Origin of the sequence: Corynebacterium sp. A21 (genome assembly GCF_052266655.1) — a bacterium.
Classification (GTDB): Bacteria; Actinomycetota; Actinomycetes; order Mycobacteriales; family Mycobacteriaceae; genus Corynebacterium.
The window spans coordinates 286,764-309,647 of record NZ_JBQPQY010000002.1 but is presented as its reverse complement, the minus strand read 5'-3'; the positions used below and the strand labels follow the sequence as shown (position 1 = coordinate 309,647).

The 22,884-nt window shown below is 61.4% G+C and carries 23 protein-coding genes; 9 read left to right on the top strand and 14 right to left on the bottom strand.

What is annotated here, in order from left to right; translation table 11 throughout:
• Positions 1-6 precede the first annotated feature (6 nt).
• Together ACTU46_RS05560 and ACTU46_RS05555 are read right to left on the bottom strand one after the other, a co-directional pair.
• Positions 7-1,161 carry a DUF4185 domain-containing protein gene (locus tag ACTU46_RS05560; RefSeq protein ID WP_443380409.1) on the bottom strand — a complete coding sequence of 385 codons (1,155 nt, stop codon included), beginning with the start codon at positions 1,159-1,161 and terminating at the stop codon, positions 7-9.
• 301 nt (positions 1,162-1,462) lie between these two features.
• Positions 1,463-1,999: a DUF488 domain-containing protein gene (locus ACTU46_RS05555; RefSeq protein WP_443380187.1), complete on the bottom strand. Its 537-nt coding sequence runs from the start codon at positions 1,997-1,999 to the stop codon at positions 1,463-1,465.
• A 292-nt stretch (positions 2,000-2,291) separates the two neighbouring features.
• Between ACTU46_RS05555 and ACTU46_RS05550 the strand changes: the two genes are divergently transcribed.
• Positions 2,292-3,959 (top strand): ABC-F family ATP-binding cassette domain-containing protein, encoded by a 1,668-nt coding sequence (locus tag ACTU46_RS05550; RefSeq protein ID WP_443380185.1) that lies wholly within the window; start codon positions 2,292-2,294, stop codon positions 3,957-3,959.
• A 154-nt stretch (positions 3,960-4,113) separates the two neighbouring features.
• The gene (locus tag ACTU46_RS05545; protein WP_443380183.1) at positions 4,114-4,476 is read left to right on the top strand and encodes a zinc ribbon domain-containing protein YjdM; all 363 of its coding nucleotides are present in this window, start codon (positions 4,114-4,116) and stop codon (positions 4,474-4,476) included.
• 45 nt (positions 4,477-4,521) lie between these two features.
• Here ACTU46_RS05545 and ACTU46_RS05540 read toward each other — a convergent pair whose 3' ends face one another.
• The gene (locus ACTU46_RS05540) at positions 4,522-5,058 is read right to left on the bottom strand and encodes a MarR family winged helix-turn-helix transcriptional regulator (protein ID WP_443380181.1); all 537 of its coding nucleotides are present in this window, start codon (positions 5,056-5,058) and stop codon (positions 4,522-4,524) included.
• Positions 5,059-5,183: 125 nt separating this feature from the next.
• On the opposite strand from ACTU46_RS05540, the gene ACTU46_RS05535 reads away from it, so the two are divergent.
• The gene (locus ACTU46_RS05535) at positions 5,184-6,464 is read left to right on the top strand and encodes an MFS transporter (RefSeq protein WP_443380180.1); all 1,281 of its coding nucleotides are present in this window, start codon (positions 5,184-5,186) and stop codon (positions 6,462-6,464) included.
• On the opposite strand, the gene ACTU46_RS05530 is transcribed toward ACTU46_RS05535, so the two are convergent.
• The 4 genes from ACTU46_RS05530 to ACTU46_RS05515 form a co-directional block, all read right to left on the bottom strand.
• Positions 6,404-7,873 carry a multicopper oxidase family protein gene (locus ACTU46_RS05530; protein WP_443380178.1) on the bottom strand — a complete coding sequence of 490 codons (1,470 nt, stop codon included), beginning with the start codon at positions 7,871-7,873 and terminating at the stop codon, positions 6,404-6,406. The genes ACTU46_RS05535 and ACTU46_RS05530 overlap by 61 nt on opposite strands.
• Positions 7,866-8,327 (bottom strand): hypothetical protein, encoded by a 462-nt coding sequence (locus tag ACTU46_RS05525; protein ID WP_443380176.1) that lies wholly within the window; start codon positions 8,325-8,327, stop codon positions 7,866-7,868. Before ACTU46_RS05525 ends, ACTU46_RS05530 begins: the two co-directional genes overlap by 8 nt.
• Before the next feature lie 193 nt (positions 8,328-8,520).
• Positions 8,521-9,177, bottom strand: coding sequence for an HD domain-containing protein (locus tag ACTU46_RS05520; RefSeq protein ID WP_443380174.1), 657 nt, complete (start codon positions 9,175-9,177; stop codon positions 8,521-8,523).
• A 33-nt stretch (positions 9,178-9,210) separates the two neighbouring features.
• On the bottom strand, positions 9,211-9,420 hold the full coding sequence (locus ACTU46_RS05515; protein WP_443380172.1) for a hypothetical protein: 210 nt from the start codon (positions 9,418-9,420) through the stop codon (positions 9,211-9,213).
• A 20-nt stretch (positions 9,421-9,440) separates the two neighbouring features.
• On the opposite strand from ACTU46_RS05515, the gene ACTU46_RS05510 reads away from it, so the two are divergent.
• Together ACTU46_RS05510 and ACTU46_RS05505 are read left to right on the top strand one after the other, a co-directional pair.
• Positions 9,441-10,373 (top strand): DMT family transporter, encoded by a 933-nt coding sequence (locus tag ACTU46_RS05510; protein WP_443380171.1) that lies wholly within the window; start codon positions 9,441-9,443, stop codon positions 10,371-10,373.
• A 115-nt stretch (positions 10,374-10,488) separates the two neighbouring features.
• On the top strand, positions 10,489-11,469 hold the full coding sequence (locus ACTU46_RS05505; protein WP_443380169.1) for an alpha/beta hydrolase: 981 nt from the start codon (positions 10,489-10,491) through the stop codon (positions 11,467-11,469).
• An 8-nt stretch (positions 11,470-11,477) separates the two neighbouring features.
• Here the strand turns inward: ACTU46_RS05505 and ACTU46_RS05500 are convergent, their stop codons facing one another.
• Together ACTU46_RS05500 and ACTU46_RS05495 are read right to left on the bottom strand one after the other, a co-directional pair.
• Positions 11,478-12,104: an MBL fold metallo-hydrolase gene (locus ACTU46_RS05500; RefSeq protein WP_443380167.1), complete on the bottom strand. Its 627-nt coding sequence runs from the start codon at positions 12,102-12,104 to the stop codon at positions 11,478-11,480.
• Positions 12,105-12,142: 38 nt separating this feature from the next.
• On the bottom strand, positions 12,143-12,517 hold the full coding sequence (locus ACTU46_RS05495; protein ID WP_443380165.1) for an MmcQ/YjbR family DNA-binding protein: 375 nt from the start codon (positions 12,515-12,517) through the stop codon (positions 12,143-12,145).
• 129 nt (positions 12,518-12,646) lie between these two features.
• Between ACTU46_RS05495 and ACTU46_RS05490 the strand changes: the two genes are divergently transcribed.
• Both ACTU46_RS05490 and ACTU46_RS05485 read left to right on the top strand, forming a co-directional pair.
• Positions 12,647-14,032, top strand: coding sequence for a GntP family permease (locus ACTU46_RS05490; RefSeq protein ID WP_443380163.1), 1,386 nt, complete (start codon positions 12,647-12,649; stop codon positions 14,030-14,032).
• Positions 14,033-14,417: 385 nt separating this feature from the next.
• On the top strand, positions 14,418-14,654 hold the full coding sequence (locus ACTU46_RS05485; protein WP_443380161.1) for a hypothetical protein: 237 nt from the start codon (positions 14,418-14,420) through the stop codon (positions 14,652-14,654).
• A gap of 116 nt (positions 14,655-14,770) precedes the next feature.
• On the opposite strand, the gene ACTU46_RS05480 is transcribed toward ACTU46_RS05485, so the two are convergent.
• Both ACTU46_RS05480 and ACTU46_RS05475 read right to left on the bottom strand, forming a co-directional pair.
• Positions 14,771-15,163: a hypothetical protein gene (locus ACTU46_RS05480; RefSeq protein ID WP_443380160.1), complete on the bottom strand. Its 393-nt coding sequence runs from the start codon at positions 15,161-15,163 to the stop codon at positions 14,771-14,773.
• A gap of 73 nt (positions 15,164-15,236) precedes the next feature.
• Complete coding sequence (locus ACTU46_RS05475) at positions 15,237-15,848, bottom strand: TetR family transcriptional regulator (protein ID WP_443380158.1); 612 nt, start codon at positions 15,846-15,848, stop codon at positions 15,237-15,239.
• 143 nt (positions 15,849-15,991) lie between these two features.
• On the opposite strand from ACTU46_RS05475, the gene ACTU46_RS05470 reads away from it, so the two are divergent.
• On the top strand, positions 15,992-17,482 hold the full coding sequence (locus ACTU46_RS05470; RefSeq protein ID WP_443380156.1) for an MDR family MFS transporter: 1,491 nt from the start codon (positions 15,992-15,994) through the stop codon (positions 17,480-17,482).
• Between the two features lie 124 nt (positions 17,483-17,606).
• Here ACTU46_RS05470 and ACTU46_RS05465 read toward each other — a convergent pair whose 3' ends face one another.
• Positions 17,607-19,331 (bottom strand): CocE/NonD family hydrolase, encoded by a 1,725-nt coding sequence (locus ACTU46_RS05465; protein ID WP_443380154.1) that lies wholly within the window; start codon positions 19,329-19,331, stop codon positions 17,607-17,609.
• Positions 19,332-19,452: 121 nt separating this feature from the next.
• Between ACTU46_RS05465 and ACTU46_RS05460 the strand changes: the two genes are divergently transcribed.
• The gene (locus ACTU46_RS05460) at positions 19,453-20,376 is read left to right on the top strand and encodes an MBL fold metallo-hydrolase (RefSeq protein ID WP_443380152.1); all 924 of its coding nucleotides are present in this window, start codon (positions 19,453-19,455) and stop codon (positions 20,374-20,376) included.
• Positions 20,377-20,532: 156 nt separating this feature from the next.
• Here the strand turns inward: ACTU46_RS05460 and ACTU46_RS05455 are convergent, their stop codons facing one another.
• The gene (locus ACTU46_RS05455; protein WP_443380150.1) at positions 20,533-21,807 is read right to left on the bottom strand and encodes an MFS transporter; all 1,275 of its coding nucleotides are present in this window, start codon (positions 21,805-21,807) and stop codon (positions 20,533-20,535) included.
• A gap of 156 nt (positions 21,808-21,963) precedes the next feature.
• A complete protein-coding gene (locus ACTU46_RS05450) occupies positions 21,964-22,854 on the bottom strand; it encodes an alpha/beta hydrolase (RefSeq protein WP_443380148.1) in 891 nt (296 codons plus the stop codon).
• Between the last annotated feature and the right edge of the window lie 30 nt (positions 22,855-22,884).

Genomic DNA, 22,884 nt, shown 5'->3' with positions numbered 1-22,884 from the left:
CGGAGATCACTCGCCGAGCGGAACGATGATCAGGTCGGTGGCCTCCTCCATCAGCTGCTCGGTAGCCAGCTGCTCCTGAGAGTCAGCGTCGACTTCGGTCCGCTCGACCGTGATCACGTTCTGATCACCGGTGGAATCAACCTGCGGGGCCATGGTGCGGGCCTGCGGTGCGCCTGAGTCGATGCCGAAGAAGGTGTCCAGGCCCTGCACGTTGAACTGGGTGGACATGTAGCGGCTGTTGTTGTCGGTGTTCCACTGGGAGACCACCAGGTCCAGATTGTCGAGGGTGGAGCCCGGCGCAATATAGCCACCGTAGAGCTGGGTGAAGTTGCCGGCATCCTGCGGAGCACCCCAACCGCCGAAACCGCCGACCACCACGTTGGCGGGTGCGATCTCATTCCAATCGCGGACGATCTCCTTGGAGATCCGGACCTCAATGGCCATGGTCTCGGCATTGAACATCGCCAGCACCCAATGTCCCTGGATATAGCGCAGCGACATCTCACCGGCCTCGACTTGGTCGCTGAGGATCGGTCGGGCGGTCTTGCCCCAGATGCCGGTGCCGTCCTCGTTGGGGAGATAGTGCTCCCAGGCCCGGCGATCGCCGATGTCTCCCGGCAGGAACCTGGTCAGATAGACATCATTCTTGCGATTGAATGCGGAAGACATCATGTAGATGTATCCGTCGGGGCCCTGCTCCCAGGTGATCAGGTTGGCTTTGCCACCCAGAAAATTTGCCGGAGTGGTGCTGACACTCTGCCAGGTCGCCCCCTGATCGGTGGAGCGCCAGATCTGGGTGTAGAGCACATTGCCCACACCCTCGTTCCACATCGCCTGCATGTACAGGGTGCCGTCGATGTTGATGATGTCTGAGGGCAGGAGCGTCAGCCCGCGTTCGTTGTGCCGGTAATCCACCAGCTGCTCAACACGGTCGTCCTCGTTGAGGGGACGCTTGATCACGATGCGCCCATCCTGGTCGAATTCGGCAACCACACCCACCGGACTCAGCCATTCGCCCTGCCCGAAGTTCGCACCCCGGAAGGAGTCCCCGAAGATGATGGCGAACTCCTCGCCCTCTCCCAATGCGGTCATGATGCCCAGATCACCGGTCATGACGCCGACGTGCTCGGAGATGCTGGGGCCGAGCAGATCACCGATCAGATTGACCACCAACCCATCGGACACGCCGGGTGCCCACGGGGTGCGGGGGCTGTCAGATCCGGAGGACAGGGAGGAGGAAGAGGACAAAGAGGAGGTGGAAGATTGTGCGGCACTAGTGGCCACCGGGACGAGGACAGCGCCGGCAACGGCACCGGCCAGGGTGAGCGCGACGCCGAGAAGGGATTTTTTCACAGTAGGTTCATTTCAGGGGTTCTAGGAAAATCAGCGTATTAAATTTGTCCCAGCGGAACGTGTGGAAACTCTAGCAACAGAACCTCATATGCGCTGATGGGAGGTCTCACTACTCTTCGCTGATTTTCGGGTAGTGCACCTTTTTGTCCTCGCCGATCACCGCGCCGTCGTTAAGCGTTGCCTGCATGATTTGACCTGGTCCCATGATGTGACGGACGTCTTCACCGGCGGCGATCAGATGGTCGGCGATGATGCGACGGTGGCAGCGCCACCAGACGGCCTCGGAACACATGATCGCGGTGACCTCGGAGGAGGCCGCATCGCGTAGTTCCTGCAGCGCCAACGCAAATTCCCCGGAAAGAGCGTGGTCTGCGTAGTTGTGGAAACTGCGGTTACGCCAGTTCCCGTTGACCTCGAATGGGATAGTTTTAGACACATTCCTTCGCCCTGTCAGGGGTGCTACGCGACGGTAGGTTATTCCGACCCGGGGTAGCTCCTGGGCGAGCACTTCCTCGTTGAACTGCGGATTTCTGGCGGAGCCTGGCAGTTTACGGACATCTACCAGGGTCTCTATTGCAGCCTCCGCCAGCAGGTCCGCGAATTCCTCCCATGAGCGATTGGAATGTCCGATGGTGTGGATGACCACGACTTATTCTCCTTTGTCCTTGGAATCGGAAGCACAGGCGCGGGCGGTACGACCGCTGACTCTGCCTTCCAGGGATAACGCCAGCCTAAAGAGATTTCCCTGAAGTTGACCTGGTGAATATCCATAGAAATACCGGTAGTCTGCTCCCCGGTCGAAAAGCGACACTTGAGCGACCCCCGGTTAGCACCGAGCTGCGAGACAAGCTCGCGGCGTCGATAAGATTCCGGCGAATTTCAGTCAGGTCATGCTCGGGGATACCTTCCTGGGGCCACGGTAGTGACAGAATGGGACGATGACTGCAACACTCGTGCTGAGCGACTTGGCCGGCGGATACGGCCACCGCACCCTTTTTGATTCGCTCGACCTGACTGTCACCGCTGGTGACGTGATCGGTGTCATCGGCGCGAACGGCGCCGGAAAATCCACGCTGCTCAAGTTGCTCGCCGGCATCGATGAGCCCCAAGCGGGAACCGTGACGCTGTCACCGGCCGATGCCTTCGTCGGCTGGCTGCCGCAGGAACATGAGCGCGTCGTCGGGGAGACCATCACCGATTACATCACCCGCCGCACCGGGTGCGCCGAGGCGACCCAGGACATGGAAGCCACGGCCGCAGCTCTCGGCGATCCCTCAATCTCCGAGGTCAACGGCATCAACCCCACCGATGCCTATTCGGTGGCGCTTGATCGCTGGTTGGCCAGCGGGGCGGCCGACCTCGCTGAGCGACTCCCGGTGGTGCTCGCTGATCTAGGTTTTGAACTTGAGGGCGCGGCGGCCGAAGAAACCCTGATGACCTCCCTCTCCGGTGGCCAGGCGGCCCGTGTCGGATTGGCTGCGCTGCTCCTCTCGCGATTCGACATCGTCCTGCTGGATGAGCCCACCAATGATCTTGACCTTGACGGTCTTGAGCGACTTGAGGCTTTCGTGCGCGGACTCCGTGGCGGCGTGGTGCTGGTCAGTCATGATCGCGAGTTCCTCGCGCGGTGTGTGACACGTGTGCTGGAACTTGATCTGGCGCAGAGTTCAAACCGTGTGTTTGGCGGTGGCTATGACGCCTACCTGGAAGAGCGGGAAACTCTTCGCCGTCAGCAGCGGGAGAAGTATGAGGAATTCGCGGACAAGAAGGCTGATTTGGTCTCGCGGGCCAGGACCCAGCGGGAGTGGTCGAGCCAGGGGGTGCGCAATGCGATCAAGAAAGCTCCGGACAATGACAAGATCAGGCGTAAAGCCGCCACCGAGTCCAGCGAGAAGCAGGCTCAGAAGGTGCGTCAGATGGAGAGCCGGATCGCCCGGATGGATGAGGTGGAGGAGCCCCGCAAAGAATGGCAGCTCAAATTCACCATCGGCTCGGCGCCCCGTTCCAGCTCAGTGGTCTCGACGCTGAGTAACGCCGTCTTCCGGCAGGGTTCCTTCACCCTGGGCCCGCTGTCGATTCAGGTCAATGCGGGAGAGCGGATCAGTATCACCGGACCCAATGGCGCCGGTAAATCAACCCTTCTTCGTGCGCTGCTTGGCCAGCAGCTCCCGGATGAGGGCACCGCGAGTCTCGGCGCGAGCGTGCAGATCGGGGAGATCGACCAGGCACGCTCCCTGCTGGCTGGCTCTGCCCCCCTTGCGGAGGCCTTTGAAGAACTCATCCCTGACATGGCCACCGATGAGGTACGGACCCTGTTGGCGAAGTTCGGTCTCAGCGCCAATCATGTGAACCGTCCGGTCGATGAACTCTCACCGGGGGAACGCACCCGTGCCGGGCTGGCGGTGCTGCAGGCTCGAGGTACGAATCTCCTGGTGCTCGATGAGCCGACGAACCACCTTGATCTGGTGGCCATTGAGCAGTTAGAGCAGGCGCTCGAGTCCTATGATGGCACGCTGCTGCTGGTGACCCATGATCGGCGGATGCTCAACACCGTGAAGACCGATCGGCATTGGCAGGTTGAGGAAGGTCGGGTCACGGAGCGCTGACCTCCTGCACATTGCGGTCAGGCTTGAACCTTTTCGGCGGCGGTTTGGCTATGGTGAAAAAGTTGTGTCAACAACCCAATGGGCCTCAACGATCCTCACCATGTAGGAGTCAGGGCATTATTGGTCACGTCAAGAGTCTTGGAGTCTGAATTTTATGTCTGATCAACTTCCGCATTGTCCCGAGTGCGACAGCGAGTTCACCTATGAATCCGGCGAGTTTCTCGCGTGTCCGATGTGTGCCCATGAGTGGCTGCCGGGTTCGAGTTCAGAGCAGGATTCGGCTGAGGCTGAGTATGTGGTCAAGGATGCGGTGGGCAATGTCCTCGCCGATGGTGACACCGTCGTCGTGGTCAAGAGCCTCAAGGTCAAGGGCGCTGGTAGCGGGGTGCTCAAGATCGGCACGAAGGTGGCCGGTATCCGGCTGATCACCGATGGCGTCGGCGATCATGACATCGATGCCAAGGTGCCTGGCTTCGGGCAGATGCAGTTGAAGTCCAGTGTGGTCAAGAAGGCCTGACACCCTGGCTGGAACGGGGATAGGCGGGGCTGGGGTGGGCCCTGCTCAATCCGAGGTATCTGAAAGGTAAGGCCGGGGCCATTGCTGGCCGCGCAGCTTTTCCCGGGAACGGTTGAATTTCGTCATCAGGGCGACAAAGGTATCCGTCTCCTCCTGAGTCCAGTCCGCAGTGACGCTCTGGATCAGTTCGATCCGGGCGTTGATCTCAGCGTTCAGGCGGCGGGTTCCCTCCGCGGTGGGACGGTGTAGCCGGGCCTGGCCACCGGCGGGATCCGGGATCCGCTCGATGAGCTCGGCCCGCATGGCGGCGGCGACCTGGCGGTGGACGGTGGAGACATCGAGACCGAAGGCGTCAGCCAGCTCGCCCACACTCATCGGCCCCTGGGCCACGAGTCGGGCGAGTAGGACGGTGGCGCTGCGGTCGATCTCCGAATGTCGCTCCGGGATGGACCGGGCGTTCTGTAGTGCATAGCGGGTCATGAGCATCTGCTCATAGGTCAGTTTCGCATGGGGGCCGTAGTCCACCGGGTTCAGTTCCTCAAAGTTGTCGCTGTGCCGATCTCCAGGTAGTTTAGCAGGCAAATTGCGCTCTACAATACCTGGCGTGAGATCTCCCGGGCACCTATTTGTATCATGCAATTTGCATGATACAATTTGCGAATTGCACATCACGCTGTGCCCATCCCCACGATGCAAGGAGAACTCAGGTGTCAGCTCCCACCGACGAGATCACCTCAACCGCAGTTATCGGTACCCCGCGGCTGATCACCCCGGCCTTCCTGCTGGCCTGGCTGGTCAATTTCTCGCTGTACCTCACCTTCTATTTTCTGGTCACGACGATGGCCCTCTACGCCATCTCGCAGTTCGCGGCCTCCGACACCGCCGGTGGTTTCGCCGCGAGTGCTTTTGTCGCCGGGGCCACGGTGGCGCGGCTTTTCGCCGGCTTCATCGTCGACCGGCTGGGGCGCCGACGTGTCATGATCATCGGTCTGGTGGTCTCCACCATCGCCAGTGCCCTCTATATCCCGGCGGATTCTCTGGGACTGTTGATCCTCATCCGGATCGCCCACGGTATCGCCTACGGGTTCGCCGGCACCGCGGTCATGGCACTGGTGCAGACGGTCATCCCACCCGAGCGCCGAGCAGAGGGGACCGGCTACTTCGCCCTGGGTTCCACCTTGGCCACCGCCCTTGGCCCGGCGCTCTCACTGCTTTTCCTCGGTTCCTTCAGCTATGCCGCCCTGTTCTGGGTCGCCACCACCACCTCCGCGGTGGGCCTGATCCTCGCCCTGTTCCTACGTACCCCCTCGCCATCACCGGAAGGGGAGGATAACGCCGAAAAGACCGCCTTCTCCCTGCGAGACATGGTGCACCCGAAGGTGATCCCGATCGGGTTGTTCATGATGATCGTCGGCCTGTGCTACACCGGCGTGATCACCTACCTCAACGCCTATTCCCTGGCGGCGGGGCTGGTCGCAGGTGCCGGATTCTTCTTCCTCGCCTATGCGCTGTCGATGTTCATCATGCGGTTTTTCCTGGGGCGAATCCAGGATCAGCGCGGTGATGACGGGGTCATCTACTTCGGCCTGTTCTTCCTGGCGTTGGCCCTGGCATTGCTGGCCATCGCCCAGACCGACTGGCAGATCATCCTCGCCGGAATATTCACCGGCCTGGGTTATGGCACGCTCTTGCCGGCGGCGCAGGCCATCGCCGTCAGCCTGGTGCCGCCCGCCAAGGTGGGCACCGGCATCTCCACGCTGCACATGCTCATGGATCTGGGGCTGGCCCTCGGCCCGCTCTTCCTCGGGGGGATCGTCACCGCCCTGGGTTTTGGCCCGATGTACGCGGTATTGGTGGGCGTCGTGCTGCTTGCCGCGCTTTTCTACCGCTTCACCCACGGCCGGCGGACGCTTATCGACGCCGCGGATCACTCAGGCTCGTTGCCCGAGGCCGGCCCGAGCAGAAACGGTGTGGTCACCCCTTCGTAGGAGAGGTGGGTCATCAGACCGTCCACGGCATGGGGCAGATTGTGACAGTGATCCATCCAGATCCCGGGATTATCCGCCTCAAAGAAGATCTCGTAGGACTCGCCGGGATCGACATCCAGGGAATCCGTCCACCAGGGGCTACCGGTGGTGAGCTGGCTATTGCGGGAGTGCACCAGGGCGTGATGGCCATGCAGATGCATCGGGTGGACCTCAGCGGAATCATTGGTGACCCGCATCTTAACCACCTCGCCCTCGCTGACCAGGTACATCGGCACATGCCTTCCCATTTTTCCGTTGATGGTCCACCAGTAGCCGGGGCGGCCGTCAAGGAAACCGATCCGACGGTCGATGGTGTACTCGAAACTGCGGTCCGGGGAGCCCGTGCTAAAGGGCGGCTCCACCGGGATTCCGTAATTCAGGAGATCGAGTTCGCGCGCCGGAGCCGGCAGCTGTGCCGCTGTGGCAGCAGCCGGACCCAGCACCAGCGAGACTCCGGGAGCCTGAACCCGGACCGCACCCTCTTCGGGCACGGTGACCTCCAGGTCCACGCGGGCACCGGCAGCCAGCCGGATCTTCTGCTCGCCAACCAGCTCCGGGCCGTTCAGCTCCCGGCCATCGAGAGCGAGCAGCCGGGCCGCTGAGCCGCTGACCCACAGGTAGGTGCTCAGATTATCGCTGTTGATGGACCGCACCCGGAGTGTGGTACCCGGGGCTGCCTCACGTCGGGATTCCCCGGTGGTGCCGCCGATGGTGCGGGAACCACCGGGATAGGTGTGCAGGAGCATGGTGGTGTCCGGGATCGGCGGGGAATCAGCGTGCGGGGCAATCACCAGTGCACCGAATAACCCGCCGAGTACCTGCTGGTGGGAGACCTGATGGGAGTGATACCAGAAGGTGCCTGGGTCTTCGGCAATGAACCGGTAGGTGAAACTCTCACCGGGTTTCACCGCATCCTGCGTTATCCCGGCGACCCCATCCATCGCGCCGGGGACCTCAATACCATGCCAGTGCAAGGTGGTGCCGCCCTCGACGTCGAGATTGCGCAGCACCACCTCGATGAGATCGCCTGCCCGGGCCCGGATCTCGGGTCCCGGAGTCGAACCATTGAGCGTATAGCCGGTGAAGCTGCCACCATTGGAGTTATTCAGGACGGCGGTGCGGGCAGCCAGGACCAGCCGGACATCAGCTGGCCGGGTGGGGTCTGCCACCAGCTCCGTGATCCCGACCGCGCCGGTGACACGGGCCGCCCCGTGAGCGGCATGCTCCGGTGGGACCGCGGAGTACTGGGCAGGCTGGATGCTGTCCCACCAGAGCCACCCGGTCCAGCTGCAGGCCGCTATCAGCAGGACGCCGAGGACACGTCGGGCGATCCTGGCCAAAGCACGAACCGCTGGTTCAGGCTCAGGCATTACTTCCGGCGCCCACGCGTTCCCGGGAGTGGGAACTTTCATGCGTGCGGACCTGATGGATGGCCAACAGTGCCGTGCCGAAGATGAGCAGGGCATTCATACCGTGGAGGAAAGCCAGGAACGGCAGGGCCGGGGCGCTCAAGCCGAGTGTCACCTGCACCGCCACCAGCACGACCACGACCACGGCATAGACCAGGGCACCCGGGACATGGGAGAAATAACCCGTGACCAGGAGAACCACTGCCACCAGTGGGATCAGATACATGCCGGACATGCCGTGGATGATCACTCCCCATACTTCAGGGAAGGGCGGGGCACCGGTGGCGGAGAGGTCCAGGGTTCCGCCACCCTCTATGTATTTTGCCGCCCCCGCCGAGAACCAGGCGTGCGTTGCCGCCTGCAGCATGACCAGTCCGCAGATGATCCAGGCGATAACCTGGTAGGAAATTCTCATGACGACTCCTCAACAGGAATTCAGCCCACCAACGGTGGGCGCTGAATATGACCATTAAGGAGTGCCGCCTGCAACGTATTTTCGCAGGCGCAGAGCTCCGGTGGAGCAAGGAATTACCTCAAGTAAACTCCTGCCGAGGAGGGCCTGTCAATGGGGAAAGTAATCGACTTTCAGCCACAAGACCAGGGCAGGCTCAGAAGACGGGCGAAGTCCACTCCGGCCAGGCATTGGCGCGGATGACCTGGACGAAATCACCACGCTGGAAGCCGGGCACGAAGTGCTCGAGGACATCGGCCTTGACGTTACCGAAAGTGGTCTCGGGGCGGTCCTTGATGCCTTCCGTGAAGGCGGCAAGGATGCCGTTCTTGAAATCGGGCCGCGGGTGGGCCTTGACGATCTCCGCACGCTGTTCCTCGGTGACGGTGTCATAACCCAGACCAAGCACGTCGTGCTCGACACCCCGGGTAACCAGGGCGATCTCGGGACCCATGTGCAGCGGGATCTCCGGGGTGGTGTGCAGCGCAATGGCGGTCCACACCTTCTCGGCCTCCTCATCGGCGATGCCGTGGGAGAGCAGGAATTTCCGGGCCTCGTCCGCGCCATCGATCTCGAAACGCTGATCGGTGCGACGGTACTTCTCGGTCAGGCCCAGGTCGTGGAACATCGCGCCCACATACAGCAGTTCCGGGTCGTAGCCGACACCGTCACGCTGGCCGCGCAGCGCACCGAACAAATAGACACGTCGAGAGTGGTCATAGACTAGTTCCGTGGCGACATCGCGCACCAGCTCGGTCGCAGCCTTTGCCAGGGTGGAGTCAGGGATATTAATGCCGGCGATTGTTTCCATCATGAGCTTCTACACTTCCTTGCGGGGGATCTAGGTCTAGACTCCAGTCTTCTTCCCCGGCGATCCCCACGCCAGGTCTTTCCAGCCAGGTATCCAACGGAATCGGACATCACCGGGAGTGGCGTCCCCGCGCCGGGCGCTCACGTGGATATCCCATTCACCGTGGCGATGGAAGGCCACCGCCAGGTAGGCCATGTCATGGGCGGCCGACAAAGACCCCGCAGCCGCTAGGATGAACGGGTTCATAACGGGAAGGTGAGGGGCACATGCTGGCGGTACTCTTCGGGATATTTTCCGGCGCCTTGATGCCGGTGCAGACCTCGGTCAATACCAGGCTGCGAAAATCCGTGGGAACGCCGCTGCTGGCGTCCCTGATTTCTTTTATGGTGGGAACACTTGCGCTGTTTCTCGCCACCCTGCTCACCAGCGGACAGCCGCTCCCGGATTTCGCCGCCACCAGCGGCGAGCCCTGGTGGATCTTCAGCGGTGGGGTGCTCGGGGTGGTGATGCTGACCGGAAATATCCTCCTCTTCCCGCGGGTGGGAAGTGTTCAGACGGTGATTCTCCCGCTCGCCGGGCAGGTGGTGATGGGCCTGGTCATCGATTCCTTCGGTCTGTTCCACTCCCCGCACCTCAGTTTCAATGGAACTCGACTACTGGGTGCCATCGCCGTGTTGGTGGGAGCCCTGCTGGTGGTGGGGGCCTTTCGGCGGGGACATTCCCGGGCGGTGGCTCCAGCTGCCACCGGAGCGTGGTTATGGCGGCTGCTCGGCCTGATCATGGGCGCCTGTGCGGCCTCCCAGACCGCGGTCAATGGTCGGTTGGGGTCGATCCTCGGCGCTCCGGTGGAAGCCGCCTTCATCTCTTTTGCGGTGGGCACGATGACCCTGCTGCTGCTGGTGCTGCTCGCCCGAACCCCTTGGCGTGGTGTCCCGGTGCCCGCGGGGGAGACCCATAATCCCTGGTGGATGTGGACCGGTGGTCTCCTTGGGGCCACCCTCGTCTTCGCCAATGCCTTCCTCAGCCCGATCCTGGGCACCGGCCTGACCGTGGTGGTCGCGCTGTTGGGCATGATGGCGGCCAGCCTGCTGATCGACACCTTCGGCCTGATCGAAGGTCAGCGACGACGCGTCAGACCGCCGCAGGTGCTCGGGTTACTGGTGATCATCGTGGGTGTTGTGCTGATTCGGTTGGTGTAGCACACCATGCTCGCGGTGCTGGTCGGGGCGTCGAGAAGCAGCGGCGCTGATCTCCTTTGCCGGATGATGCTCATTCGCCGCATCTGAGCGGTTGTGGAATGGCAGTATCAGTGCCATGAAAATCATGGGATACGTAGCAGTCATCGCCAGTGCACTTCTCGCCGGAGTCTGTCTGTTGACCCCGGTCCCCGGGGCACTGCTGGTGCGCGCCCTCTTCAACAAGGACGGCCGCCGCGTCACCGCAGCGCTGGCTGACAATGCCCCGCTTATCGACGTCCGCGCGGAGATCGCCTACCGCGAGGGGGACCGCGATGCGCTCCTCGACATCTATTCCCCGCCCACGGGCGACGGCCCCGCGCCGACGATCATCTGGACCCACGGCGGTGCCTGGCTTTCAGGCGCCAAGGGTGACTACGCCGGCTATTATGCCCGCCTGGCCGAGGCCGGCTTTAACATCGTCTCCCTGGGCTACTCCATCGCGCCGGGGCACAGATACCCCACCGCGGTGCACCAGCTCAATGATGCCCACGACTTCCTGCTGGCCAACGCCGCCGAGTACCGCATTGACCCGGACAATATCCTGCTGGCCGGGGACTCCGCCGGTTCCCAGCTCTCCGCCCAGCTGGCCACCGCCATCACCAACCCTTCCTATGCCGCATCCCTCGGGGTGGTGCCGGCGCTGGCTCCGAACCAGCTCAAAGGCGTGATACTCAACTGCGGCATCTATGACATCTCGAAGATGGGCGGTGGCGGTGGGCTAGCTGGGTGGGGAGTGGAACAGGCCCTGTGGGCATATACCGGGCGACGCAGCTTCGCGGACTCCACCGCAGGGGCGGAGATGTCCACCATCAACTGGGTGGATAAGAATTTCCCGGCCACCTACATCAGCGGCGGGAACGCCGACCCGTTGACCGCGACGCAGTCCCGACCCTTCGCCCATCGGTTGGCGGGATTGGGAGTGGCCGTCTCACCGGTGTTCTACCCGGATGATCATGAATCGGAACTAGCACACGAGTACCAGTTTGATCTCTCCACCGAGGCCGCCCGGGCGGCACTGGATAAGACCATCGACTTCGCGCACCGGGTCACAGATTAGAGCTCGAGTTAGATCTCGAGGCTCTCGCCCGGCCGCAGCGGCAGGTACTCGGCATGGACCTTGTCCGCCAGCAGACCCAGGATCTTCCGGTTGATGTTCAAGCCGTGCTCGTTGACGATGCCATCATGGATCCCGATGAAACGCTTGGGCGGGAAGGCGACCAGCCATTCCTCGACGTCGAGCATCTTCACCCAGGGGCCGTTGACCGGTAGGAGGGCCAGTTCCAGATCCTCGATCGGATGGAAAGCATCACCGGGGTGGAGGATTTTATCGTCGAAGAGATAGCCGACATTCTCGGTGGCCGGTTGCACCCGGGTGCTGATCGCGTGTCGGGCACCGAGCACCTCCACCTTCATGCCACCCAGATCGAGGATATCGCCGTGGGCAACCACATGGACCTCGATAGGAAGGTCCTGGGCAACCGAAACCGGGGCGTAGATCTGCACCTTCGGATTACGGTCGACGATCTTGAGTAGTGCCTCGATGTCGATGTGGTCCGGGTGCATATGAGTGATCAACACGGCATCTGAATTGACCAGCTCATGGGGGACACCGAAGGAGCCGGGATCAATGTAGGTGGTGAATCCCTGATGCTCTAGTTCAACGCAGGCGTGGATGTGTCTGGTGATCTTCATGGCTCCATTGTGGCCTACAACGACACAAACATGGGGGATCAGCCGAAGTTGAAGGGGTCCACGGGGCGCTGAGCACGGGGAAGCTTCTCGACGACCGCGAGATAGGAGTCGGTGACCAGGCCCCGCAGCAGCTCGAGGGTGATCGAATCACCTGCGGTGATCGAGATCCAGTGCCGCTTGTTCATGTGATAGCCCGGGGTGATTGAGCTGTGACTGCGGCGGAGTTCAGCGGCGATCTCAGGATCGCTTTTCAGGGTGACCATGGGCGCGCCATTCCTTAGGTGGAGGAAGAGGAACATCTTGCCGCGCACCTTCCACACATCCATGTCCGGGCCAAACGGGTGATCAAGCACCGAGCCTGGTAATTCCAGGGATCGCTCGGTGGCGCAGGCGTGCAGATCATCAGCATTCATGGTGCGGGCTCCCATTCGGAATTTTTGAGGGGCACTCTTTGAAACCGGATTAGGCGGAACTAAGCTGCTTCCAACATCCGTTAAATATGATCTATCCGGAATCACTCTCTGAAGAGAAAAGAGCTCACAATGGCTCCTGAAACCACCTTAACGCTCGCGCAGGAAGCTACCGGTAGCGATGACCCGCTCCGGCTGGTTATCGCGGCGCTCCTGGGTGTGGTCACTATCGTCGTGCTGATCACGGTGACCAAGCTCCACCCCTTTCTCTCCCTGATGTTCGGCTCGGTGGTCATGGCGCTGGCCGCCGGGGTGCCGTTGATCTCCACCTTTGATTCCTTCACCTCAGGGCTGGGCAGCACCATCGGCGGCGTGGGTGTGCTGGTGGTGCTGGGGGCGATGATCGGTGAACTGCTCATCAAATCCGGCGGTGCGGACCGGATCGTGGACACGATCATCGGCCGGTCGAAGATCAGCATGCTGCCCTGGGCCATGGCCCTGATTGCCTTCATCATCGGAATTCCGCTCTTCTTCGAGGTCGGCGTGGTCCTGATGATCCCGGTGGTCATGATGGTCGCCCGTCGGATGAAGCTGCCGGTGATCGCCATCGGCATCCCGGCACTGGCGGGGCTGTCCGCGCTGCACGCCTTCGTGCCGCCGCACCCCGGCCCGCTGCTGGCAATTGATGCTTTGGGTGCGAACCTCGGCCTGACCCTGGGAATCGGTCTGCTCGTCGCGGTCCCCACCGTGATCCTGGCTGGGCCCCTCGCTGCCCGGGTGATGGTCAAGTTCGTGCCGATCCTGGCACCGGAGACTTTCGATGCCGGAGACACCGAGATCCCCGAAAATGAGCGCCCTTCCTTCCTCTCGGCGCTGACTATCATTCTCATTCCGGTCACACTCATGCTGCTCAACGCTGTTTTTGAGGTCGGTGGCTGGAATATCGCCGTACTCACCGAGCTGGTGGCCTTCTTCGGCCAGCCGATCGTCGCCCTGCTGAGCGCGGTGCTCTACGGGATCTTCGCCTTCGGCGTCTTCAAGGGCAGAAAACTCCAGGACATCTCCGATGTCATTGGCGGTTCCTTCGCTCCGATCGCGTCGATCCTGCTCATCGTCGGTGCCGGTGGCGGCTTCAAGCAGACCCTGGTGGATTCCGGTATCGGCGAGGTGATCGGCCAGTGGCTGGCCGCCCAACCGATCTCACCCCTGCTCGCGGGCTGGCTGCTGGCGGTGTTCATCCGCGTGGCCACCGGCTCCGCCACCGTTGCCACGATCACCGCTGCCGGTATCGTCGCACCTCTGGCCGCCGGATTGGGCACCTTCGACACCGCCCTGATGGTGCTGGCTGTGGGCGCCGGTTCCAACTTCTTCTCCCACGTCAATGACGCTGGCTTCTGGCTGGTGAAGGAATATTTCCGCATGACGGTGGGGCAGACGCTGAAGACCTGGTCGGTGATGACCACCATCACCTCGGTCTTCGGACTGTTCGCGGTGATGCTGCTGCACTGGATCTTCTAGGATCTTTTGGTTCTGGCTGGGGTTCTGGTGGCGGGTTGACCTGGGGTTTGACGTCTAGGTCTCGAGGATCGGCCGAATTGTATCTCTGGGGAGAGGATTGGCCAGATCCTCGAGACCTACCCGTCATTGCTGGGGGAGGTGGCACCGTTTTATCTACTTGTGGGCCTTGATGTGCCTGAGGTTGAACCTCGATGTTGAGTGGGTTTCACTGAAACTACTGCAGGAGCAATTTGCTAGTGGAGGGAGGCACAGTGACTGACCCGGCAGATCAGAAGCCTCAGAAGCCCAGAGCAGGTGTCTCAGTGGTGCCGGACCGGAGGAGCCGCACCGTCGATGGCATAACGTCGACCCTTTTCTCGCACGGATGGATCTAAGGCTTCTCATCATGGCAAGCAAATCCACCTCTGCTGTTGCCACATTGATTCTGGGTTCAGATGACCTGACAAAAGATGAAATCATCTCCCTCGGAGAGCTGAACTTTCGCTGCTGGCTTCAGGGTTATGAACCGGCAATTCTTCTGGTCAATGAAATGCCGGTGCGATTGCACGGGATTAGTGACCAAATTTTGGACGAGGAATTCATCTCTGACGTTCTTCGGAATGCAGCTAAGGAACAACGTTAACCGTTCCTTTTCCAGGGTTCGGGACCAAGCACCCCACGGGTAGGCGATCAAGCCGGTGAAGGTGAAAGCAACCTGATGAGACAGGGTTTCTCTTAACCGCGGGTGTGCTTTGCCTTCTACTTATTTCCAGCCCGAAATGCGTTAACAAGTGCGGCGAGAAACCACAGTGCACCAAGAAACCTTGGTATAAGTGCTGGATGAAAAATGACCGGCACGTCTCCCATGTCTTTCAACCAGAGCACAGAGATGCCAAGGAGAATGACTCCGATTAGTGCAAAGATCCCGACATTCACCCAGGAGGCTTCTTGGAGAGCAACTGCAACGTTGTAGAGAACCAGAGATACAACCAGCGCTAAACTTCCGAATCCGAGAGATGACCAGACGAGGGTGGATCCCGCATACGTCTTCCGCTCTATCTGAAACGCAGCAAAAACAACCAGTAGTACGCCAAGGCCGAGAAACCCGAGGGCAACCCGGGATAGCGTGCCGAAGTGATCCTTAATGCTCATGCCTCTTAACCTTATGCTGATCTCACGACCCTGAGGCGTGCTTTCGCCGGGTCCAAGCGGCGTCGATAAGCGGTCAGTGGAAGTGGCTGGAGAGGATTTTTTGTGCGCGGGAGAGGAGCTCGCTGATACCGACGGAGGGGCGCTCGGGGTCCTGGTCCAATTCGTACCAGTAAGCCCAGACGGTGCGGGACTGGGCGACGAAGGTGGCCACGATCAGCCGCAGCTCCAGGGTGTCCACCTCAGGGAGGCGGGCGGACAGTTTTCGGGTGAGCAGCTCCTCAATGTGGGCGTCCCGGGCACTAGCGGCATCGCGGATGGCAGCATCGTTTTCTAAGAGCGAGAAGAAGAGCCTGGTGGCGCTGGCCTCTTCCTCGTTCAGTTCCTCGATCACCGAATGGAAGATGACGTCAAGCACTGGGCCGACGTCCTCGATGGTGCGGATCTTTCCGGAAAGCCGCTCGAAGAGTGATTCGAGGGCACCGAGACTGGGCAGCGCCGCGGACTCTTTGGTCTCGAAGTAGCGGAAGAATGTTCGGGTGGAGATTCCGGCGAGTTCGGCGATCTGGTCCGTAGTCGTTGCCTGGCTGCCGTGCTCGGCGAATAGCCGCAGGGCCGCATTGTGTATCGCGGTTTCCGTCTCGATGCGACGTCGCTCTCGCAGGCTCAGGGGTTCGTTGGTGGACACAGGTTTCGGCCTCCACAGGGGTTGGGTTGCGTGATGCAGGATTGGCACTATAATCGCTTTTCTGTCAGTTAGTGTCAAAATGTCACTGACTGACTTTGAAAGTCTATCGACATTACTTCTGATATCCGAGAAAGCGAGTCGTTTTGACCGAACCCCAGTCATCTCCGACCCGGGAGCACACCTCCCGGACAGATGATGTCACCATTCCTGCGCAGGTGAAGCTTGTCCTGATTGTCCTGGTCTTCTCCGCGATGGTGATGATGCTCAATGAGACCATCCTCTCAGTGGCGCTTCCCGTCATCATGGAAGATTTCAGCGTGCCCGCCACCACCGCCCAGTGGCTGACCACCGGCTTCATGCTGACCATGGCCATCGTCATCCCGACGACCGGCTTCATGCTCCAGCGGTTCACCACCCGCTTCATCTTCACCACGGCACTGGTGTTCTTCATCATCGGCACCATCGTCGCGGCTATGGCACCCGCCTTCGCGGTGCTGCTCACCGGCCGTATCCTGCAGGCCATCGGTACCGCACTGATCATGCCACTGCTGATGACGGTGGCCATGACCGTGGTCCCGCCGCAGCGTCGTGGTTCGGTGATGGGCTTGATCTCCATCGTCATGGCTGTGGCCCCGGCGCTGGGTCCGACTGTCTCCGGTTTCATTCTCAATGCGCTGACCTGGCACTGGCTGTTCTGGGTCATGGTTCCGCTGATCGCCATCGCCCTCGGTGTGGGGCTGAAGTTCCTGGGCAATGTCGGTGAGACCAGGGCCACCCCGCTGGACGTGCTCTCCGTTATCCTCTCCGCAGTCGCCTTCGGTGGCATGGTGTACACCCTGTCCTCGCTGAGCAAGATCATCGACGGCCAGGGCACCGAACGCCTTCTCACGATCGTCATCGGCGTGGTCGGTCTGCTCTGCTTCTTCGCCTTCGGCTTCCGTCAGGTCCGCCTCTCCAAGAAGGGGAGGGCGCTGCTGGATCTGGGGGTTTTCCGCAACCGGAACTTCACCCTCTCGGTGTTGGTCATGCTGATTGTCTTCGGCATGTTGCTCGGTTCGGTGACCATTCTGCCGATCTACCTGCAGACCTCGGTGGGGGTGACCGCACTGGTCACCGGTCTGCTGCTCATGCCGGGTGGGTTGATCAACGGCGTGCTCTCGCCATTCATCGGCCGCCTCTACGACAACCGGGGACCGCGTCCGCTGCTCATCCCGGGCATTGTCGTCCTCACCGCCTCGCTGTTCTGGATGTCCACCCTGGATGAGAATTCCACGACCACCCTGGTCATCGCCATGCACGTGATCTTCTCCATCGGCCTAGCCCTGCTGATCACCCCGCTGATGACCACCGCACTGGGTTCGCTGCCGGACCATCTCTACGGCCACGGTTCCGCTGCCCTGAACACCCTGCAGCAGCTGGCGGGTGCCACCGGCACCGCAGTACTGGTGGTGGCCATGACCCACGGTGCTAATGCGTCGATGGAAGCCGGTAACCCGGCCAGCATCGCCACCGCAGACGGCACCACCACCGCATTCCTGATCGGTGGCTGCCTGGGTATCGTCGGCATGATCCTGGTGCCCTTCATCCGCAAGATCAGCGATGACCGTCCGACGCAGGAGTCAGTCGAGGCTTAGGTCGCATCGACCTCATCGATCGACATGGCTGGCAAGGCCGACCTGAAAACCCAACGGAGGGGATGCGCTCAATCGAGTGCATCCCCTCCGTTGGTCTTTCGGGGGCCGACTGAAAGCTAGAAAGCTACGCAGTGGTGAAAGGCAACACCAGTCGGGAGGGGTGCTCGGCATCCCGGTAGATCTTGTGGGTGACCGAGCGGCCCACCGGCAGGTGGAAGGAATCCGGCGGGAGCAGGGAGTTGTGTTCATCGGAGAGCGGCTCGTTGTTGGAGAGCTCCGCGACCAGTCGGTGGCCCGGCTGGAAGGCTGCCGCGAAGGGGTAGAGACGGAGGACATATTCCTCGATCTTGCCGGGTGTCACCGGCTGAACACTTTCCGCGGTGTGGGGGTGTCGCGGGCTGCCCTCCGTTGTCCGGGCAGGGTCCAGCTCACGGTGTGAAGCTTTGAGATATCCGGTGGTGATCAGCTGGCGCTTGCCATTCGGGGCATAGTCCCAGAGGCGGAGGATGAAGTTGGTGTCCTCCTGGTCGATCTCGGCGAAGATGTGGGCCGCGCCGGTACCGATCATCTCCGTGGCCTCCTCGAACACCGGGGTAGACCAAGACAGGATCTGCACATCATCGGTGACGGTCAGTGGCGGCTGGTAGAAGCCGTCCGGTGCGGCGTACTCCGAGCCCATGGTCTCCGGTTCGGTGGAGAGTTTATGTCGGGGGCGCAGGTACAACGCCCGGTAATCGGTGGCCTTTGGCGGCCACTGCTCGGCGGTGACCACCTCGCGGGAACCCTCGACAAAGACATCGACGGCCGGCTCATCCATCACCCCGTTATCGATGCCCTTGAGCCAGTAGTCGTACCAGCGGAACATCTTGTCGTGTTCCTCGATGAAGGGGCGCGACTGCATCGGCGGGTAGGAGCCGATGGTCAGCTTCTTCGGTCCCTTAACGGAATCAAAAACCTCGATGGTGGAATCCAGGGTCCAGCCGCGGCCCTGATCCAGCTGCAGCCAGACCGGAATGTCGATCTCGGCGGCCAGCTCATTGGGGTTGCGCTCTTCGTACCAGGGGCCATCGAACTGGTTCATGACGATGTCGAACCAGGCTTCGTGGTTCTTCGGGTAGTGCAGCGTGTGGACGAGATTCGGCCAAGCGGCGATATCCGGGTCCGCCAACCGCTCGGTGACCTTGGCCTTGATCTCCTCGGAGCTGAATTCCTCGAGCATGCGGGATTTCACGCCGTCGGTGAAAGCCCAGCCGGAATCGCCGCCACGGCCTTCGCGGGCGGCACGGGGCATGAACCACATGATGCCGCCGTGGTAGGTGGTCTCGTAGAAGTCATAGTGGCCGCCGGAGACGAAAATAGCCTTGAGGTGCGGCGGGCGCTCGGCAGCAGCCAGCACCTGCATGGAGCCGAAGTAGGAGATGCCGACCATGCCGACATTGCCATCGCACCAGGGCTGCTCGGCGACCCACTCGATGAAGTCATAGGCATCCTCGCCCAGCGAGACGCCGCCGGCATTGTAGTTGCCGATGTGCTCGCCCTCGGAGGTGCCGGAACCGCGGAGGTCACCGATGACGTGGACATAATCCTCAGCGACGATGCGGGCGATGTCGCCGGCCTCGATGCAGCCGTCCCAGAGCGGGGAAGGGCGCCGCTGCGGCGGGGTGGTCAGCGCCAGGGCCTGCAGTTCCTTGCCGTAGGGACTGAGCGCGACCAGTGCGGGGCGGGGCTTATCGACGTCGCCCTCATAGGCATCGGCGGTGAGGTTGATGCCGTCACGCATGGGGACGGTGAGATCCTTGCGGATACGGATGGTGTGGCCGCCTGCGTTGAAGGTCTGAAAGTCAGTCATGAGCGAGAGGCTCCTTCATGTGATGTGGATTAAGTCCCGCCAAATAGTGTTAACTGGGTGACAAGGGCATATTATTATAATAAAGTAAAAGAGGCAAGCATCCTCCGTGAAAGGGACAAAAATGAATCCAGAAGTACCGGTCCGCACCCTCTTTGCGCCCTGGGGCCGTTTCGGGCTCTACACCTTCCTCATTGACGCACCGGAGCTCACCATCGTCGATACCGGCGTCACTGCCACCGTAGAGGGCGTCGTCGCGGGACTGATCAAGCTCGGCCGCAGCATTGAGGACGTGAAGTGGATCCTGTTGACTCATGGGCATATCGACCATCTCGGCGGCACCCAGGCACTCTGGGAAATGACCGGTCGCCGAGCCAAAGTGGTCATCCACGAGGCGGATCTGCACTATCTGCAGTCACGGCGCGCCCATGTGGACAACTATCTCGGAGTCAGGTCCCGTTACATCGACAATCCAGATGCCGAAGCACAGCAGACGGAGATGATGGCCGGGGCGATCTCCGGCGAGATGGACGCGCAGGTGGTGGTGCGCGGTGGCGAGACCCTGGATCTGGGAGGGGGAGTCAGGATTTCCGTCCATAACGTCCCGGGGCACACCGCCGGCTCGGTGGCCTATGAGATTCAGGGGCAGCGTGACGTCTTCGTCGGCGATGCTGTGCAGATCCACGGTGCCGCCAATGGGTTCCCGGGATACGAGGACCCGGATGCCTATCGCGACAGCCTTGAGCTGCTTCGCGACGTCCTGAAGCCCTCGCGGATGTTCCTTGGTCACCCTTTCCGTGGTGCAGATGGCATCGCCCATGAAGTGGAGCTGGATCGGGGGACCTCGGTCAGGGTGCTCGATGAAGCACTTGAGATTGAGGCAAAGGTCCGGGCCGTGGCTGGCAGCCTCGAACCCAAGGAAATTGTTTCCCCATACTCACCTTTCGAAGCCGTCGCTGCAGCGTTGGGCTACGAGGGTGATCCGACACTGGAGCCTTCGCCCTTCTTTACCACCATGGATGGGTATCGCAGGCTGTTCGGTAGATAGCGCAATCTGATCTCGGCCTGCATGAGGTGGAAGATCACTTCAGCTTTTGCAGGGGATACCGAATCCATGCTCAAGGCTCTGGGAGCCGGGCAAAGCTCTGACCTCTAGTCCCAGCCACATCGGTGGCTGGGACTAGAGGTCAGAAGGGGGCAGAAGTTATCGGATGACGGGAGCCTCGGTGGACTCCGAAACCACTGCGGTGGTCTGGCGCCGCGCCACAATCTTCGGAGCCGTTTCCTTGAGCAAGAGTGCGAAGAGCGTGGCCACCAGGGCGCCGCCGGAGGAAATCAGGAGTGCGGACTCCAGGCCGTAGACATCGGCGATAGCGCCGGTGATCATCGGGTTGAGGAAACCGCCGAAGAACTCACCCAGACCCACCGGCAGTCCGACAGCCAGGCCAGCGAGCGCCGGGCGCACGGATTCCGCCGGGATCACTGACATCGCCATGCCGCCCACTCCCATGCCGGCGGCGAAGATGAAGACCGCCAAGCTGAGGAGTGCCGGGTTCTCGATGTAGAGGAAGGATAGCGGTGCGAGAGTGGAGAGTAGGCCGAAAATGATGGCGGTGGGCTTTCGTCCGATCCGGTCGGAGATCATCGGGACCACGAAGCCCCAGATGGCGGTGCCGATACCGAAGGCGGACATGATAAGGGACATTGAGGAGGATGTGTAGCCGCGAATAGTGGTCAGGAAGAGCGGGCCGAAGACCTGTAGCGCAATCAGGTAGACCATGAAGCCGGAGAACATGACGATCGAGAGCAGCACATTGCGGTTGCTGATGACCTCCTTGAAGCCGCCCTTCCCAGCTGGTGCGCCGTATTCGACAGCTTCCAGGGACACGGCTTCCGGCTCACGCATCACCTTCCAGATCACAAATGCCATGATCAGGCCGGGGATGATGGTGAAGAAGAAGGCGGTGCGCCAATCGAAGAAATTGGCCAGGGCAACGATCACCAGGGGAGCCAGAACGGAACCGAAGAGGCCGTTAGCGGTGTTCATGGTGAAGCCGAGGTTGAAGCCGCGTCGGTGCGGGGAGGACTCGATGGCCAGGACCGACTGGGTGACCGGGATCGTGGGTCCCTCGAACATCCCCATGAGCAGGCGCAGAATGATCAGGTGGATGAAGGTGCCCACGAAGCCCTGCGTGGCGGAGGCCACCGAGAAGATGACCAGCAGGATAACCAGGTAGGTCTTCTTTGATCTGACTTTGTCGGAGATCCGGCCACCCACAACTGAGGCGATTGACCAGGTCAGCGCCGCAGCACCGGCGAGCTGGCCCACCTGTGCGTTATTGAGTCCCAGGTCCGCTTGGATGAAGGGCATGAGGAAGTTGATGACGAGCCGGTCGAAGAAGACCAGACCGACGGCAAAGAAGAAGACGGTGGTCAGTTTATTTTCATAGGTCCAGAATGAGGTCTTTTGAGGTGACATGGGTGTCCTCCGTGGGGCACGAATGCGCAGCCATCATTCCCTGGCGTGCTCACAGGTTCATCAATGATCTGCGTGAAGGGGGAAGCGACAACGGACTTGGGTATGGCGGGGTAGACGTCCCAGCTGAGCTGGGACGTCTGGGCAGCGGGCGGTCAGTTAGGAGTTCAGGAACTTCGCGGTCTCGTGGAAGACCTCGTAGAACTCGGGGATCCAGGAGAAGTTGGCCACGAAGCCGTGGTTGGCGTTGTCGTAGCGCAGCAGCGTGGTGTCCACGCCAGCGTTTTTGAGGCGTTCGGCATAGGCCTCACCCTCGTCACGCAGTGGGTCGAATCCGGCGGTGACTACCAATGCCTTGGGCAGCCCGTTGAGGTCTGCCCGTTTGATGGGGGAGACCCGTGGATCAGCTGGGTCGGCGGTTTCGAGGTAGAAGGAGTTGAAGGGGGCCAGCCCGTTGTATTCCAAGCCGTAGCCCTCGGCGTTTTCCCGCAGTGAGGGCCATTTCTCCTGATTGAAGTCCAAGTCCACCGAGGGATAGTAGAGGACCTGATGGGTGATGGCCTGGAATCCCTCGTCCTGGGCCATGCCGGTCAGTGCAGCGACGAAGTTTGCCCCTGAGCTGTCGCCGATCAACGCGAGGTTTCCCTCCCAGCCCAGTTCCGACTGCTTATCGACGACCCCGTGCAGCACTGCCAGGCACTCATTCAGCGCAGTGGGGAAGGGCACCTCCGGTGCCAGGGAATAGCCCACTGAGATCACCTGGTGGCCGGTTTCCTTTGCCAGGGCCCGTGCCACATGATCGTGGGTATCCAGGCTTCCAGAGAAGAAGGCCCCGCCGTGCAGGTAAATGATCAGCCCCTGCGTGGTGGCTTCAGCGGAGTAGGTGCGCACCGGTACCCCGGCGAGGGTGGAGTCTGTGACCTCATGAAGCGGAACCACGGGCGGGACCCGCTTGGCCTCCTCGGTCCGCAGCTGCGCTGGCTCTGGCGGGGTGGTGGAGGCCGGGGGAATATGGGTGAGGATCTTGGCGATCTCCGGGTGAATGCTCATGTCAGTGAGGTCCTTTCATGGAAGAGCGGG

Coding starts and splice junctions, on each gene's coding strand:
- ACTU46_RS05550 (WP_443380185.1), top strand. CDS start 2,292: ATGACTGCAACACTCGTGCTGAGCGACTTGGCCGGCGGATACGGCCAC.
- ACTU46_RS05545 (WP_443380183.1), top strand. CDS start 4,114: ATGTCTGATCAACTTCCGCATTGTCCCGAGTGCGACAGCGAGTTCACC.
- ACTU46_RS05530 (WP_443380178.1), bottom strand. CDS start 7,873: ATGCCTGAGCCTGAACCAGCGGTTCGTGCTTTGGCCAGGATCGCCCGA.
- ACTU46_RS05525 (WP_443380176.1), bottom strand. CDS start 8,327: ATGAGAATTTCCTACCAGGTTATCGCCTGGATCATCTGCGGACTGGTC.
- ACTU46_RS05520 (WP_443380174.1), bottom strand. CDS start 9,177: ATGATGGAAACAATCGCCGGCATTAATATCCCTGACTCCACCCTGGCA.
- ACTU46_RS05515 (WP_443380172.1), bottom strand. CDS start 9,420: ATGAACCCGTTCATCCTAGCGGCTGCGGGGTCTTTGTCGGCCGCCCAT.
- ACTU46_RS05510 (WP_443380171.1), top strand. CDS start 9,441: ATGCTGGCGGTACTCTTCGGGATATTTTCCGGCGCCTTGATGCCGGTG.
- ACTU46_RS05505 (WP_443380169.1), top strand. CDS start 10,489: ATGAAAATCATGGGATACGTAGCAGTCATCGCCAGTGCACTTCTCGCC.
- ACTU46_RS05500 (WP_443380167.1), bottom strand. CDS start 12,104: ATGAAGATCACCAGACACATCCACGCCTGCGTTGAACTAGAGCATCAG.
- ACTU46_RS05495 (WP_443380165.1), bottom strand. CDS start 12,517: ATGAATGCTGATGATCTGCACGCCTGCGCCACCGAGCGATCCCTGGAA.
- ACTU46_RS05490 (WP_443380163.1), top strand. CDS start 12,647: ATGGCTCCTGAAACCACCTTAACGCTCGCGCAGGAAGCTACCGGTAGC.
- ACTU46_RS05485 (WP_443380161.1), top strand. CDS start 14,418: ATGGCAAGCAAATCCACCTCTGCTGTTGCCACATTGATTCTGGGTTCA.
- ACTU46_RS05480 (WP_443380160.1), bottom strand. CDS start 15,163: ATGAGCATTAAGGATCACTTCGGCACGCTATCCCGGGTTGCCCTCGGG.
- ACTU46_RS05465 (WP_443380154.1), bottom strand. CDS start 19,331: ATGACTGACTTTCAGACCTTCAACGCAGGCGGCCACACCATCCGTATC.
- ACTU46_RS05460 (WP_443380152.1), top strand. CDS start 19,453: ATGAATCCAGAAGTACCGGTCCGCACCCTCTTTGCGCCCTGGGGCCGT.
- ACTU46_RS05455 (WP_443380150.1), bottom strand. CDS start 21,807: ATGTCACCTCAAAAGACCTCATTCTGGACCTATGAAAATAAACTGACC.
- ACTU46_RS05450 (WP_443380148.1), bottom strand. CDS start 22,854: ATGAGCATTCACCCGGAGATCGCCAAGATCCTCACCCATATTCCCCCG.